At 71.1% G+C, this 13629-nt stretch carries 9 protein-coding genes; 3 read left to right on the top strand and 6 right to left on the bottom strand.

Going from position 1 to position 13629, the window contains the following annotated elements:
• Window positions 1-18: 18 nt before the first annotated feature.
• The 3 genes from ACFY9S_RS01900 to ACFY9S_RS01890 all read right to left on the bottom strand — a co-directional run bounded on the left by ACFY9S_RS01900 (window position 19) and on the right by ACFY9S_RS01890 (window position 3749).
• Window positions 19-1167: a serine hydrolase gene (locus ACFY9S_RS01900; RefSeq protein ID WP_391121496.1), complete on the bottom strand. Its 1149-nt coding sequence runs from the start codon at window positions 1165-1167 to the stop codon at window positions 19-21.
• 95 nt (window positions 1168-1262) lie between these two features.
• A complete protein-coding gene (locus tag ACFY9S_RS01895) occupies window positions 1263-3023 on the bottom strand; it encodes a TIGR03767 family metallophosphoesterase (RefSeq protein WP_391121493.1) in 1761 nt (586 codons plus the stop codon).
• 267 nt (window positions 3024-3290) lie between these two features.
• Window positions 3291-3749, bottom strand: a complete 459-nt coding sequence (locus tag ACFY9S_RS01890; RefSeq protein WP_391121490.1) for an NUDIX domain-containing protein — start codon at window positions 3747-3749, stop codon at window positions 3291-3293.
• Window positions 3750-3974: 225 nt separating this feature from the next.
• Here ACFY9S_RS01890 and ACFY9S_RS01885 point away from each other — a divergent pair, with 225 nt between their 5' ends.
• Complete coding sequence (locus ACFY9S_RS01885) at window positions 3975-7283, top strand: S8 family serine peptidase (protein ID WP_391121488.1); 3309 nt, start codon at window positions 3975-3977, stop codon at window positions 7281-7283.
• A 102-nt stretch (window positions 7284-7385) separates the two neighbouring features.
• Here the strand turns inward: ACFY9S_RS01885 and ACFY9S_RS01880 are convergent, their stop codons facing one another.
• Complete coding sequence (locus ACFY9S_RS01880; protein ID WP_391121485.1) at window positions 7386-8186, bottom strand: hypothetical protein; 801 nt, start codon at window positions 8184-8186, stop codon at window positions 7386-7388.
• A 1-nt stretch (window position 8187) separates the two neighbouring features.
• On the bottom strand, window positions 8188-8664 hold the full coding sequence (locus ACFY9S_RS01875; RefSeq protein ID WP_391122902.1) for a sigma-70 family RNA polymerase sigma factor: 477 nt from the start codon (window positions 8662-8664) through the stop codon (window positions 8188-8190).
• 624 nt (window positions 8665-9288) lie between these two features.
• On the opposite strand from ACFY9S_RS01875, the gene ACFY9S_RS01870 reads away from it, so the two are divergent.
• Window positions 9289-10305: an aspartate-semialdehyde dehydrogenase gene (locus tag ACFY9S_RS01870; protein WP_391121482.1), complete on the top strand. Its 1017-nt coding sequence runs from the start codon at window positions 9289-9291 to the stop codon at window positions 10303-10305.
• On the opposite strand, the gene ACFY9S_RS01865 is transcribed toward ACFY9S_RS01870, so the two are convergent.
• Window positions 10302-10805: a DUF1203 domain-containing protein gene (locus ACFY9S_RS01865; protein ID WP_391121479.1), complete on the bottom strand. Its 504-nt coding sequence runs from the start codon at window positions 10803-10805 to the stop codon at window positions 10302-10304. The genes ACFY9S_RS01870 and ACFY9S_RS01865 overlap by 4 nt on opposite strands.
• A 178-nt stretch (window positions 10806-10983) precedes the next feature.
• On the opposite strand from ACFY9S_RS01865, the gene pepN reads away from it, so the two are divergent.
• Entirely contained in the window at window positions 10984-13563 is a 2580-nt protein-coding gene (pepN, locus tag ACFY9S_RS01860; RefSeq protein WP_391121476.1) for an aminopeptidase N, read from the top strand.
• Window positions 13564-13629 lie beyond the last annotated feature (66 nt).

Here is a 13629-nt window from a genome sequence, read left to right as displayed (position 1 = left end):
TCCTCGCGCCGTGGGGCGCTACGGGCCGCAGAACTCCGCCTCGACGACCGCTTCCGTGCTGCCCGACCAGTCCCCGTTGAAGTTGACCGCCAGGGAGTGGCGGCCGTCCCCGGTCGTCACGGCGTCCGAGTTGGACCCGGTGATGCCGCCGTCGTGGCCCCAGACGTGGACTCCGCAGCTGAGCTTGCGGTCGACGAGCCCCAGACCGTAGCGGCTGGTTGCGCGACTGGAGGGGACCGTGGTCTTCATCTTCTTCAGCTGCCGCGGTGGGAGCAGCTTGCCGCGCAGCAGGGCCGAGTAGAAACGGGTCAGGTCGGCCGAGCTGGAGACCATCTGGCCGGAGCCGTAGGCCAGGCGCGGGTTCAGTTCCGTGACGTCGTACGTCGGGCCCGTGTCCGTCCTGGCCAGCTTGGAGTGGGCGCGGCTGCTGGGCCGGGGCAGGGTGACGCGGGTGGTGGGGACCGACGTGGAGGTCAGGTGCAGAGGGTCGATGATCCGGCGGTCGATCTCCTCGCCGTAGTCGTTGCCGGTGGCCTTCTCGATCACCAGGGCGGCCAGGACGTAGTTGGTGTTGGAGTACGTGAACGACCCGTCCGGATCGGAGTGCGGCTCGTTCGCCATGGCGATGGCGAGCAGGTCCTCGGGGTCCGCCTGGTCGAAGCGGTGCTTCATGAAGCCGTCCGCGGTCATGTACTTCTGCTGGAAACCGGGGTCGCGCAGGTAGTCGAAGATGCCGCTGGTGTGGTTCAGGAGCCGGCGCAGGGTGATCCGCCGCCCGTCGTGGCCGTTGCCCCGGACCACGCCCGGCAGCCATTCCTCCACCGTGTCGTCGAGCGAGAGCTTTCCCTCCGCCTCCAGTTGCAGGACGACGGTCGCGACGAACGTCTTCGTGATGCTGGCGACGCGGTAGTGGTCCCGCGTCGAACGGGGCTTGCCCGTCGCGGGGTTGCCCACGCCGGCCGTGGCCGCCCAGGTGCCGTGCCCCCGCCGCACCGTCACGGTCACGCCCGGCACGCCGTCGGCGACCGCGGCCCGTACCGCCTGCCGGGTCGCGCCATGGCCGCCGTGAGCCGTACCGGGGACCGCTGCCAGTGCCGGGGCCGCCAGGGCCGCCGTCAGTGCCACCGCGGTCGCCGCCGTCAGGGTCGTACGTGCGTGTCTACTCATGTCCCCGTTTCCCCCTGCCACTTAGAACCGTGTCGGGGGGAGGGACCGGGGCCGCCCGGACCGGGTTGACCGTGTCCGGGCCGGTTGGGCGGGATTCAGCCCTTCTTGAGCACCAGCTCGGTGTTGCGGTCGGCCGGGGCGCCGCCGAGGGTGGTGCGTGCGCCGGGCGCGTTGAGGGACAGCTCGCGGTAGAGGGCCGCGAGGCCGGTCTGGGAGAGGTCGGAGAAGTCCGTCCGGTGCGGGGCGGAGGACTCGACGAGGGTGGTGAACACGGAGATCGTGCCGTCCTTGTTGTCGGTCAGCTCGATGACCCGGGCCAGCTGCGGGAAGTCGACGTGGGAGGCCGTGGAGATCTCCCAGAAGGAGCCGCCGCTCGCCAGGGCGTGCGGGGTGATGACGTTCTTGTGGATGTGCCCGTTCACCCACGCGAGCACCCTGGGGTGGCCGCCGAGCAGGGCGAGGACCTCCTGGCCGTCGTGACGGCGCTCGGCGGGGCGGGCCGGGTCGCTGCGCAGGTTCGTCATCGTCTTGCTCGTGTGGTGGCTGAAGATCACCGCGTAGGAGTCCTTGTTGTCCCGCAGCGTCTTGTCGAGCCACTTCAGCTGGGCCGTGCCGATGGACCCCTCGTAGTGGCCGCCGGAGTCGGTGGTGTCCAGGCTGATGCCGATGACGTCGTCGGAGATGCGGAAGGCGTAGTACTGGGTGCCCGTGTCCAGGTTCGCGGAGGAGTAGCCGTGGCCGGCCGGGCCGACGCCGCGGTGGGCCGGGTCCAGGTGTGCCCGGAGGTACTCGGCCGGCGTGAAGGGCGCGCGCCTCTCGTCGGGGGTGACCGACCGCATGCCGCGGGCGTGGGACGTGAGGAAGTCGTGGTAGCGGGCGCCCTCGGGGTCGCGGGCCTTCTTGATCTGCGCCTGGAGCCGCTGCGCCTCGGCCGCGGAGACGTCCATCAGCTTCTTGCCGCCGACGGCGAGTTCGGTGAGGTACGAGTCGCCGTGCGAGGCGTAGCAGCCCATCGGCAGCGAGTCGTGGTTGCCGACCGTCGAGTACCAGGGCAGGTTGAGGCCGGGGCTGCGCACCTCCCGGATCGCGGCCTTCAGGAAGCCGTCGAGGTGGGGGAAGCCCGCCTGCTTGTCGCTGTCGCGGACCGGGGCGTCCGGCTGCCAGTACTGCTTGAGGCCGCTGTTCTGGACACCCTCGTACCGGCGCGGGTCGCCGGTGTTGGGCGTGATGCGCCCGCCACTCATGATCTTCAGGAACCAGTCCAGCTCGGACTTGGCGTTGTTGTCCGTGTTGTCTCCGGTGGTCATGGCGAAGTGCAGCGGGGCGCCGGTGACGGGGGCGCCGCGCAGCGCGTTGATCCGCTCCACCAGCGCGATGGCGCCCTGCACGGTCAGCGCCTCGTGCGGACGCCAGGCGTGGATGTCGGCCGAGCGCAGGTACTCCAGACGCAGCGGGTGCTGGGCGTCGATGATGTGCAGGTCGGTGAGCTGTACGAACGCGGCGAGCGGGGTGCGGCGGCCGGCCCGGCCGGGCTTCGGCGCGGCCAGGTCGGAGCGGACGACCCGCTGCCACCCGGGCCCGTCGTTCAGGCGGCGGTAGCCGGAGCTGCCGCGCGGGGCGGCCACGGACGCCACGGTGGTGCCCTTGGTGTAGGGGGCGAGTGGTGCGGCCGGTGCCTGCCGCGAGGAGGCGGCGACGCCCTCGGTGGCCTGCTGAGTACCCGTGGCGGCCTGGCTGTCACTGGGCCGCAGGGCGTAGCCGACGCCCCCGGCCAGGGCGACCGCGCCGGTGGCGGCGAGGACGGAACGACGGTGGATGCCCCGGCCGGAGCCGGCGACTGAGCGTGTGCGCGACATGCGCTTCTCTCCCCGAGTGCGAACGCGTCGGCAGTGGTCGCGGGGCGTTCACGACGTGAACACCCCGCTTCTACTCGATCGTTGGCACCGGGAATGACCTGCGCGTGAACGAGGCGGCAACGCGCAACGCCGATCACCGTACGTGGATCTTGGGCGACCCTGTGCGTCGTCGCCTGCTCCGGATACGGCCCGGAGCCGGTCACACGGCGTTCATCTTCCGGGGTAGTGCACCTGCTCGGGGCGTCGGCCGGGCGTCCGGGGCAGGGCCTACTCCGGGGCGTCGGCCAGCCGTCCGGTGACCGGGCGTTCGCGCCACATCCGCAGGGCGATGTCGACCATCGGCACCCGGACGAGAGCGGGGACCGCGGCCAGGTCCTGCCAGGCGGCGAGGTCGGTGGAGCCGTTCACCTCGTTGCGGAGTTCGCCGCCGATGATCCGGCCCTCGTAGACGAACCGGACGCCGTGGTTTTCGACGGCGCGTCCGAGGCCGTCGCGGAAGACGCGGGTGGAGGAGTTCACGCCGAGCAGTCCGGTCACCTCGATGCGGTACCCGGTCTCCTCCTCCGCCTCCCGCCGGACGGTGTCGTAGGGGTCCTCGCCATGCTCCATGCCGCCGCCCGGCACGACCCACTCGGGCGTGCCGTCCTGGGCGGTCGAGCGGGCGAGCAGGATCTGTCCGTCCCGGACGCATATGGCGTAGGCCGCCACCCTCAACTTCTGTCGCACTTGGGGACGTTAACCGATTTCTTCGCCACCTTCAGGACTGATGCTCACAAAACGCATCGCGGGTTTTCCCCATACATCCATTGCGTTTCGGTCAACGCTCCCCAAAGAACTTCCCCTTGCGTAAGGCTGTGCGATCGTCCGGGCTTGCCGTTCGGACCATCTGCGACCAGGACCGATCGGGCCCCGGTCGCTTCCCGCTCGTTCCTTTACCTACAAGGGATGCCGATGACCCCTCCCACCCCGCGCGATCAGATATCGGGTCCGAGACGTGTGGCACGCATCGCCGTGGCCGCCGGTCTCGTCGCCGCGCTCTCCGCGGCCGGGCCGATCCCGATGGCCTTCTCCGCCGACGGCCCGGGCGCGGACGCCCCGGCCGAGCCGAGCGTCAAGTCCGCGCACGCCAAGCTCGGTTCGACCGACGCGGACCTGCTCGCGGAGGCCAAGGCCGACGGCGACAAGACCGTCACGATGATGATCGCCACCGCGCCCGGGAAGACCGAGCAGGTCGCCGGGCAGCTGGACGCGGTCAAGGGCGGCTCGGTCGGCCGGGCCGACGACAAGCTCGGTTACGTCCGGGCCACCGTCCCGACGGCCAAGGCCGACTCGGCGATCGCCGCCGCCGCCAAGCTGTCCTCCGTGCACGGCATCGACCTGCGCGAGGAGATCCCGCTGGACGACCCGACGCCGAGCGCGCACACCGCCAAGGGCGCCAAGGCGAAGGCCACGTACCCGGCGCCGGGGAAGAAGACCCCGGCGGAGAACCCGTACAACCCGTCGTTCGAGACGGGAGCGGTCGACTTCGTCGAGGACCACCCGAAGGCGGACGGCCGCGGCGTCACCATCGGCATCCTGGACTCCGGCGTGGACCTCGGCCACCCGGCGCTGCAGAAGACGACGACCGGTGAGCGGAAGATCGTCGACTGGGTGACGGCGACCGACCCGATCATCGACAACGACAACACCTGGCGCCCGATGGTCTCGGCCGTGTCCGGCCCGGCCTTCAGCTACCAGGGCCAGTCGTGGAAGGCACCGGCGGGCTCCTACGGCGTCAGCCTCTTCAAGGAGTCGTACACCACCGGCGGTGACGCGGCGGGCGACGCCAACCGGGACGGCGACACCACCGACGTCTGGGGCGTGCTCTACGACGCGGCGGCCGGCACGGTCCGGGTCGACCTGAACAACAACAACGACTTCGCCGACGACGCCCCGATGAAGCCGTACAAGGACGGCCACCAGGTCGGGTACTTCGGCACCGACAACCCGGCCACCGACGTCGCCGAGCGGCAGCCCTTCGTCGTGGAGATCCGCAAGGACGTCCCGATGGACCCGCTGGGCGGCACCTGGGTCGGCAAGAAGTCCGACTTCGTCAACATCGGCGTCATCGAGTCCGAGCACGGCACGCACGTCGCCGGCATCACCGCCGCCAACGGCCTGTTCGGCGGCAGGATGGACGGTGCCGCCCCGGGCGCCAAGCTGGTCTCCTCGCGAGCCTGCACCTGGTCCGGCGGCTGCACCAACGTGGCGCTCACCGAGGGCATGATCGACCTCGTCACCAAGCGCGGTGTCGACATCGTCAACATGTCCATCGGCGGCCTGCCGGCGCTGAACGACGGCAACAACGCGCGCGCCGAGCTGTACACGCGCCTCATCGACACCTACGGCGTCCAGCTGGTGATCTCCGCGGGCAACTCCGGCCCCGGCGCCAACACCATCGGCGACCCGGCCCTGGCCGAGAAGGTCATCTCGGTCGGCGCGTCCGTCTCCAAGGAGACCTGGGCCGCCAACTACGGCTCGGTCGTGGAGAAGAAGTACGCGATGATGCCGTTCTCCTCGCGCGGTCCGCGTGAGGACGGCGGCTTCACGCCGACCCTGGTCGCCCCGGGCGCGGCGATCAACACCATCCAGACCTGGATGCCGGGCCAGCCGGTCGCCGAGGCGGGCTACACCCTGCCGGCCGGCTACGGCATGCTCCAGGGCACCTCGATGGCCTCCCCGCAGGCCGCCGGTGCCTCGGCGCTGCTGATCTCGGCCGCCAAGCAGAAGAAGATCGACCTCACGCCGGCGACCCTGCGCACGGCCCTCACCTCCACCGCCGACCACATCAAGGGTGTGCAGGCGTACGAGGAGGGCGTGGGCCTCATGAACATCCCCGACGCCTGGGACGCCATCCGCGACGACGCGACCTCGCACGCGTACACGGTCAAGGCGCCGGTCGACACCGCGATCGACCAGTTCCTGAAGACCCCGGGCTTCGGCACGGGCCTCTACGACCGTGAGGGCGGCCTGAAGGCCGGCCAGAAGAAGACGTACGAGATCACCATCACCCGTACGTCCGGCGCCGACAAGGCGATCCGGCACGAGCTGCACTTCGAGAACAACACGGGCGGCACGTTCCGCGTCGTCGGCTCCGACGAGGTGAAGCTGCCGCTGAACAAGCCGGTGACCGTCAAGGTCCAGGCCGCGCCGAAGTCCGCGGGCATCAAGAGCGCGATCCTGGAGGTCGACGACCCGAAGACCGAGGGCATCGACCACCAGGTCCTCAGCACGGTCGTGGTCTCCACGCCGCTGAAGTTCACCACCTCCGCGAAGGGCTCGGTGGAGCGCAACAGCTCGCACCACTACTTCGTCACCGTCCCCGAGGGCGCGAAGACCCTCGAGGTCTCGATGAGCGGGCTGAAGGACAAGAGCCAGACCCGGTTCATCTCCATCCACCCGTACGGCGTCCCGTCCGACCCGACGTCGACGATCAACTGCTACCCGAACTACTCCAACCCGGCCAACACCTGCCGCCCCGACCTGCGTTCGTACACGGACCCGCAGCCGGGCGTGTGGGAGATCGAGGTCGAGTCGCGCCGTACGTCGCCGCTGCTCGACAACCCGTACAAGCTGGATGTCGCCGTTCTCGGCGCGGCCTTCGACCCGGAGACCGTGACCGTGACCGAGGCGAAGGTCGGCACCCCGGCCGCCGCCTCCTGGAAGGTGACGAACGGCTTCGCCGCGCTCGACGGCAAGCTCGTCGGCGGCCCGCTCGGCTCGGCCAAGGTGGCCCGCCCCTCGATCAAGCAGGGCGAGACGCAGACCACGACGGTCGAGGTGCCCGCGGGCGCCAAGTCGCTGGACGTCGCCATCGGCGGTGTCTCGGACAACGCCGCTGACCTGGACCTCGCCGTGTACGACGCGTCGGGCACGCAGGTCGGCAGCTCCGCCGACGGTGACTCGGAGGAGTCGGTCTCCATCCCCTCCCCGGCCGCCGGGAAGTACTCGGTCGAGGTCGTCGGTTACTCGGTGCCGTCCGGCACCACGGAGTACGACTACCAGGACGTGTTCTTCTCCCCCTCCCTCGGCAGCGTCACCGTCGACGGGTCGGCTCCGGTGAAGCTCGGCACGGGCGACTCCGCGACGGTCTCGGGCAGCGTCACCGCCGCGGCGGCCGCTCCCGAGGGGCGCGAGTTCTTCGGCCAGGTCCAGCTGGTCAACGCGCGCGGCACGGTCGCGGGCGTGGGCAGCGTGAAGATCGAGAAGGTTCTGCCGTAGTCATATCGCGGCACTGGGGCGGGCGTCCGTTGGGGCGCCCGCCCCTTGCCGTTCCTGGGGGCACGTTTCTACGGGCATCTACGGGCATCTACGGGCGCATTTCTACGGGCACGGCAGCGTGCGCGAGGCGGGCAGCGCGTCGGTGATCCACGCCCGCTCCCGGGCGATCTCCTTCTCCCCCGCGGTCCACGTGTCCGGGTGGGCCTGGTCGCCGGAGACGCCGACGAGCATGTGGTCACCGGCCCGGAGCGAGGGCTCGGCGCCGGTCTCCAGGGGGAAGGTGATCCGCGCCCGGCCCTTGTCGGGCTTGTAGTAGCGCGTCACGTCCAGGGTGATCCGGTCCTGGCCGGTACCGGGAACGGTCTCGACCTTTGCGACGGTGCCCTCGACGACGATCCGGGCGCAGGCGAGATACCCGGCGTTGCCGAACTCGGCGTCCCCGTCGGCGTGCTCCCGCCCGGCGGAACCGTCGGCGGCGGACGACGCGCCCTGGTCGCCCTTGGCGCTCATGCCGCCGCTCTGGACGACGAGCCAGCCCATGCCGATCACGACACTCGCACCTACGGCGGCGACGAGGCTCTTCAGGGCCACGTCCAGGGGCTTGCGACGGCCGCGGCGCGCGGACAGCGGGGTCACGGAGGCGCCGCCTCGTGCCCCCGGTCCGGGCTCGGGGCCCTGGTCGGGGTCCTGCTCGGGGACACGTTCGGGAACCGGTTCGGGCCCGGCGAGTGCCTGTCCGATGAGGCCCAGCTGCTCGCGCAGCAACGCCATGTCGGCGGTCGCGGACCGGTACTCGGTCATGAAGGCGTCGTCCGCGAGGGCATCGTCCGGTGGTGTCTCGCCGGTGATCACCGCCATCAGCGCGGCCTCGCTGTGCCCGTCGTTGTCGTGCTCGGCGGTCACGTCACACCACCTCGTCCTCGTGCAGGCGGGCACGAAGGGCCCGTACCGCCGTGTGCAGCCGGCTCTTGACCGTGCCTTCCGGGACGCCGAGCTGATCGGCGATGGACCGGACCGGCAGGTCGGCGTAGAAGCGCAGGACGACGACCTGCCGCTGGGCGTCGGGCAGCTCGTCCAGGCCCTGGGCGACGGCGACGGACAGCACGCTGCTGTCCTCGCCGGAGGGATGCGCCGGCTGGTGCAGGGCGGCCAGCCGCTCCCCGAGTCGTTCCTGGCGGCGCTTGGCCCGGTGCCAGTCCATGGCCAGGTTGGAGGCGACGACCGCCGCCCACGCCGAGACGTTCCGCGGCGCCTCCCGGCCGCTCGCGGCCCGCTCCAGGAGCCGCAGGCGGACCTGCTGCACCCCGTCCGGCAGGTCCGCCTGCGGCACTCCGCCGAGCGCGAGCACCGCCCGCACCCGGCGCTCCTGCGCCGCGTCCAGCGGATCGGCCGCGGCCTGCGGACCGGCCGCTTCCGGCGGATCGGCCGCTTCCGGCGGATCGGCGTCGCGCAACGTACCGGCGTCGCGCAACGTACCGGCGTCGCGGAACCTACCGGCCTCGCTCGGCGTACCGGCCTCGCGCAACGTATCGGCCCCGCTCGGCGTACCGGCCTCGCGCAACGTATCGGCCCCGCCCGGCGGATCAGCCGCGTCCCGCGGATCGTCGCCGGTCGCGGCGTGCGCCTCCCGGGCGCGCCGGGCCCTACCGCGCAGCAGCACAAGCCACCCCCCTCGCCGTGTTTCCCCTACGACGCCGGTACGGCCCGGAACGTTCGGCCGTTTCCCCGGAAAGTGCCGGCCGGGCGGCAGAGGCGTACATCACACTTCCGTGTGGCCGGGACCGGCATGGGCAGGTGAGCTTGCGGCACACGACCCCTGGCGGACGAATTCCTCCAGCTCAGCGGGGTCGACACCGCAGGTCCGCAACCATGGAGTGGGACAGGCCGTCCCACTCTCCGGGCAGACCGGGGAAAGAAGTGGACAGGCGGGCCGTGGTCGGCCGCATGATGGAAAAGCCTCGGCCAAGCAACGAGCACGCGAAGAGACGCAGGAGAGGGAGTCACCGTGAGGGTCGGAATCGTCGGAGCCACCGGACAGGTGGGCACGGTCATGCGCAGGATCCTCAAGGAGCGGAACTTCCCGGTCACCGAGCTGCGCCTGTTCGCCTCGGCCCGCTCCGCCGGGTCGCAGCTGGACGGCGTGACGGTGGAGGACGCGGCGACCGCGGACTACACCGGCCTGGACATCGTCCTGTTCTCCGCGGGCGGTGCCACCTCCAAGGCGCTGGCCGAAAAGGTCGCCTCCCAGGGCGCCGTGGTGATCGACAACTCCTCCGCGTGGCGCAAGCACCCGGAGGTCCCCCTGGTCGTCTCCGAGGTCAACCCGCACGCGATCAAGGACCGCCCCAAGGGCATCATCGCCAACCCGAACTGCACGACCATGGCCGCGATGCCGGTGCTGCGCCCGCTGCACGACGAGGCGGGCCTCGAGGCCCTGGTCGTCGCCACGTACCAGGCGGTCTCCGGCTCCGGCCTCGCGGGCGTGGCCGAGCTGCACGGCCAGACGCAGAAGGTCGTCGCCGAGGCCGAGAAGCTCACCCACGACGGTGAGGCGGTCGACTTCCCCGAGCCGGGTGTCTACAAGCGCCCCATCGCCTTCAACGTGCTGCCGCTCGCGGGCAACATCGTCGACGACGGCCTGAACGAGACCGACGAGGAGCAGAAGCTCCGCAACGAGTCCCGCAAGATCCTGGAGATCTCCGGGCTGAAGGTCTCCGGCACCTGCGTGCGCGTCCCGGTCTTCTCCGGCCACTCCCTCCAGATCAACGCCCGCTTCGCCCGCCCGATCTCCCCGGAGCGCGCGACGGAGCTCCTGAAGGACGCCCCGGGCGTCGAGCTCTCCGACATCCCCACGCCCCTCCAGGCCGCCGGCAAGGACGCGTCCTACGTCGGGCGCATCCGCCGTGACGAGACGGTGGACAACGGCCTGGCCCTGTTCGTCTCCAACGACAACCTCCGCAAGGGCGCGGCGCTGAACGCCGTGCAGATCGCGGAGCTGGTGGCGGCTGAGCTGAAGGGCTAGTCGCCGCCCTCCGCGGGAGCCCTGCGCACCTCGTAGAGGAAACAGCCGTACTCGACGGCCCGGACGTGGACGAGTGCCACGGCCGGGTCGTCGAGCGCTTCCCGCAGGGCGTGCGAGAAGGCGGCGGCGGTGCCTTCGACGAGCCGTCCGCCCAGGATGTGCCCGTCGGCCGTGTAGCGGCGGAGCGTGCGGTGGCTGTCGGTGAAGGGGAGGGCGTCGGTGTCCGGCCCCGCGCACTCCTCGGCGTGGATGAAGACGGGGCCCTGTTCGTCGTACGCCCCGGGTTGGGCGCCCGTGCGGACCGCCCAGCGGCGCAGGGGCGCGTAGGAGACCAGGGCGATGCGTTCGCCCGGTGCGCTGCGGCGCAGGCAGCACCGGAGCGGGGCGCCGCCCTCGCGGTCGGTGACCCGGACCGCCGGGCGGCCGGCGTCGTCCGCCGTGCGGAGTTCCTCCAGGGTGCCCGGGGCGATGGGGCGTGCGGTGTACGTGGTCGCCGTCATGCTCGTCAGGCTCGCTCGCGCGGCGCCGGGGCACCGGCGGATTCCGGACGTCGCACTCCCTCCGGACGCCCGGACCCTCGCCCCCGAGGGGTATCCCTACCAGCCGCTCAGGTCGTCGCCTGACGCCCGGCCTCCGTGGAAAGATGACGCAACCCACCCATAACGAGGAGATGACCGCGTGCCTGGCACAAACCTGACCCGCGAAGAGGCGCAGCAGCGGGCGCAACTGCTCGCCGTTGAGTCGTACGGGATCGAGCTCGATCTCTCCGGCGCGCAGGAGGGCGGCACCTACCGGTCGGTGACCACGGTGCGCTTCGACGTGACGGCCGAGAACGGCGCGGAGTCGTTCATCGACCTGGTGGCGCCGGCCGTGCACGAGGTGACCCTGAACGGGGACTCCCTCGACCCGGCCGAGGTCTTCGCGGACTCCCGGATCGCCCTGCCCGGCCTGCTCCACGGGCGCAACGTCCTCCGGGTCGTAGCCGACTGCGCGTACACCAACACCGGTGAGGGCCTGCACCGGTTCGTCGACCCGGTCGACGACCAGGCTTATCTCTACACCCAGTTCGAGGTGCCGGACGCCCGCCGGGTGTTCGCGAGCTTCGAGCAGCCGGACCTCAAGGCGACCTTCCAGTTCACCGTGAAGGCGCCCGAGGGCTGGACGGTCATCTCCAACTCGCCGACGCCCGAACCGCAGGACAACATCTGGGAGTTCGAGCCGACGCCGCGCATCTCGACGTACATCACGGCGCTGATCGTCGGCCCGTACCACTCGGTGCACAGCGTGTACGAGCAGGACGGCCGGTCGGTCCCGCTCGGCATCTACTGCCGTCCCTCGCTCGCCGAGTACCTCGACTCGGACGCGATCTTCGAGGTGACCCGGCAGGGCTTCGAGTGGTTCCAGGAGAAGTTCGACTACGCGTACCCGTTCAAGAAGTACGACCAGCTGTTCGTGCCGGAGTTCAACGCGGGCGCGATGGAGAACGCGGGCGCGGTGACCATCCGCGACCAGTACGTGTTCCGGTCGAAGGTGACGGACGCGGCGTACGAGGTGCGCGCGGAGACCATCCTGCACGAGCTGGCCCACATGTGGTTCGGCGACCTCGTGACGATGGAGTGGTGGAACGACCTGTGGCTGAACGAGTCGTTCGCCACGTACACCTCCATCGCCTGCCAGGCGGCGCACCCCGAGTCGCGCTGGCCGCACTCCTGGACCACGTTCGCCAATTCCATGAAGACGTGGGCGTACCGGCAGGACCAGCTGCCGTCGACGCACCCGATCATGCCCGAGATCAACGACCTGGACGACGTGCTCGTCAACTTCGACGGCATCACGTACGCGAAGGGCGCTTCCGTGCTGAAGCAGCTCGTCGCGTACGTCGGCGAGGACGAGTTCTTCAGTGGTGTGCAGGCGTACTTCAAGGCGCACGCGTACGGCAACACGCGCCTGTCCGATCTGCTGGGCGCCCTGGAGACGACGTCCGGCCGTGATCTGAAGGCCTGGTCGAAGGCGTGGCTGGAGACGGCGGGCATCAACGTCCTGCGTCCCGAGATCGAGACGGACGGGAACGGTGTCGTCACCTCCTTCTCGATCCGCCAGGAGGCCCCGGCCCTGCCCGCGGGCGCCAAGGGCGAGCCGACGCTGCGCCCGCACCGGATCGCCGTCGGCCTGTACGAGCTGGACGACGACAGCGGCAAGCTGGTCCGCGACGAGCGCATCGAGCTGGACGTGGACGGCGAGCTGACGGCCGTCCCGCAGCTGGTGGGCAGGCGTCGCCCGGCCGTGATCCTGCTCAACGACGACGACCTGTCGTACGCGAAGGTCCGCCTGGACGAGCAGTCCCTGGCCTTCGTCACGGAGCACCTGGGCGACTTCGAGTCCTCCCTGCCGCGTGCCCTGTGCTGGGCGTCGGCCTGGGACATGACCCGCGACGCCCAGCTCGCGGCCCGCGACTACCTGTCCCTGGTGCTGTCCGGCATCGGCAAGGAGTCGGACATCGGTGTCGTGCAGTCGCTCCAGCGTCAGGTGAAGCTGGCGATCGACCTGTACGCCGACCCGGCCGCCCGCGAGGCGCTGCTGGCCCGCTGGACCGACGCGACGCTGGCGCACCTGCGGGCGGCGGCGCCGGGCAGTGACCACCAGCTGGCGTGGGCGCGCGCGTTCGCGGCGACGGCCCGCACGCCCGAGCAGCTGGATGTGCTGGACGCGCTGCTGGACGGCTCGCAGACCATCGAGGGCCTGGTCGTCGACACGGAGCTGCGGTGGTCGTTCGTGCAGCGGCTCGCGGCGGTCGGCCGGTTCGACGAGGCGGAGATCGCGGGCGAGTACGACCGTGACCGCACGGCCGCCGGTGAGCGCCACGCCGCCACGGCCCGGGCGGCCCGTCCGACGGAGGAGGCCAAGGCGGAGGCGTGGGCGTCGGTCGTCGACTCCGACAAGCTGCCGAACGCCGTGCAGGAGGCGGTCATCGGGGGCTTCGTCCAGACCGACCAGCGCGAGGTGCTCGCCCCGTACGCGGACCGGTACTTCGAGGTGGTCAAGGACATCTGGGAGTCCCGCTCCCACGAGATGGCCCAGCAGATCGCCGTCGGCCTCTACCCGACGGTCCAGGTCTCCCAGGAGACCCTGGACAAGACGGACGCCTGGCTGGCCTCGGCCGGGCCGAACGCGGCCCTGCGCCGGCTGGTGTCGGAGTCCCGGGCGGGCGTCGAGCGTGCCCTGCGGGCGCAGCGGGCGGACGCGGCGGCCGGGGAGTAACCGGCCACACGAGCGGTTGGGGCGCCCGGCTCGTGCCGGGCGCCCCTTCGTCTGCCCTCGGCCCAC

Source organism: Streptomyces sp. NPDC012474, from assembly GCF_042955185.1.
GTDB classification, from domain to species: Bacteria; Actinomycetota; Actinomycetes; order Streptomycetales; family Streptomycetaceae; genus Streptomyces; species Streptomyces cahuitamycinicus.
Note: the sequence above shows the minus strand (reverse complement) of the source record. Positions and strands in the feature narration are given on the sequence as shown.

Bases quoted from the DNA above. Each gene is read 5' to 3' on its own strand.
- ACFY9S_RS01900 (WP_391121496.1), bottom strand. From the start codon at position 1,167: ATGAGTAGACACGCACGTACGACCCTGACGGCGGCGACCGCGGTGGCA.
- ACFY9S_RS01895 (WP_391121493.1), bottom strand. From the start codon at position 3,023: ATGTCGCGCACACGCTCAGTCGCCGGCTCCGGCCGGGGCATCCACCGT.
- ACFY9S_RS01885 (WP_391121488.1), top strand. From the start codon at position 3,975: ATGACCCCTCCCACCCCGCGCGATCAGATATCGGGTCCGAGACGTGTG.
- ACFY9S_RS01865 (WP_391121479.1), bottom strand. From the start codon at position 10,805: ATGACGGCGACCACGTACACCGCACGCCCCATCGCCCCGGGCACCCTG.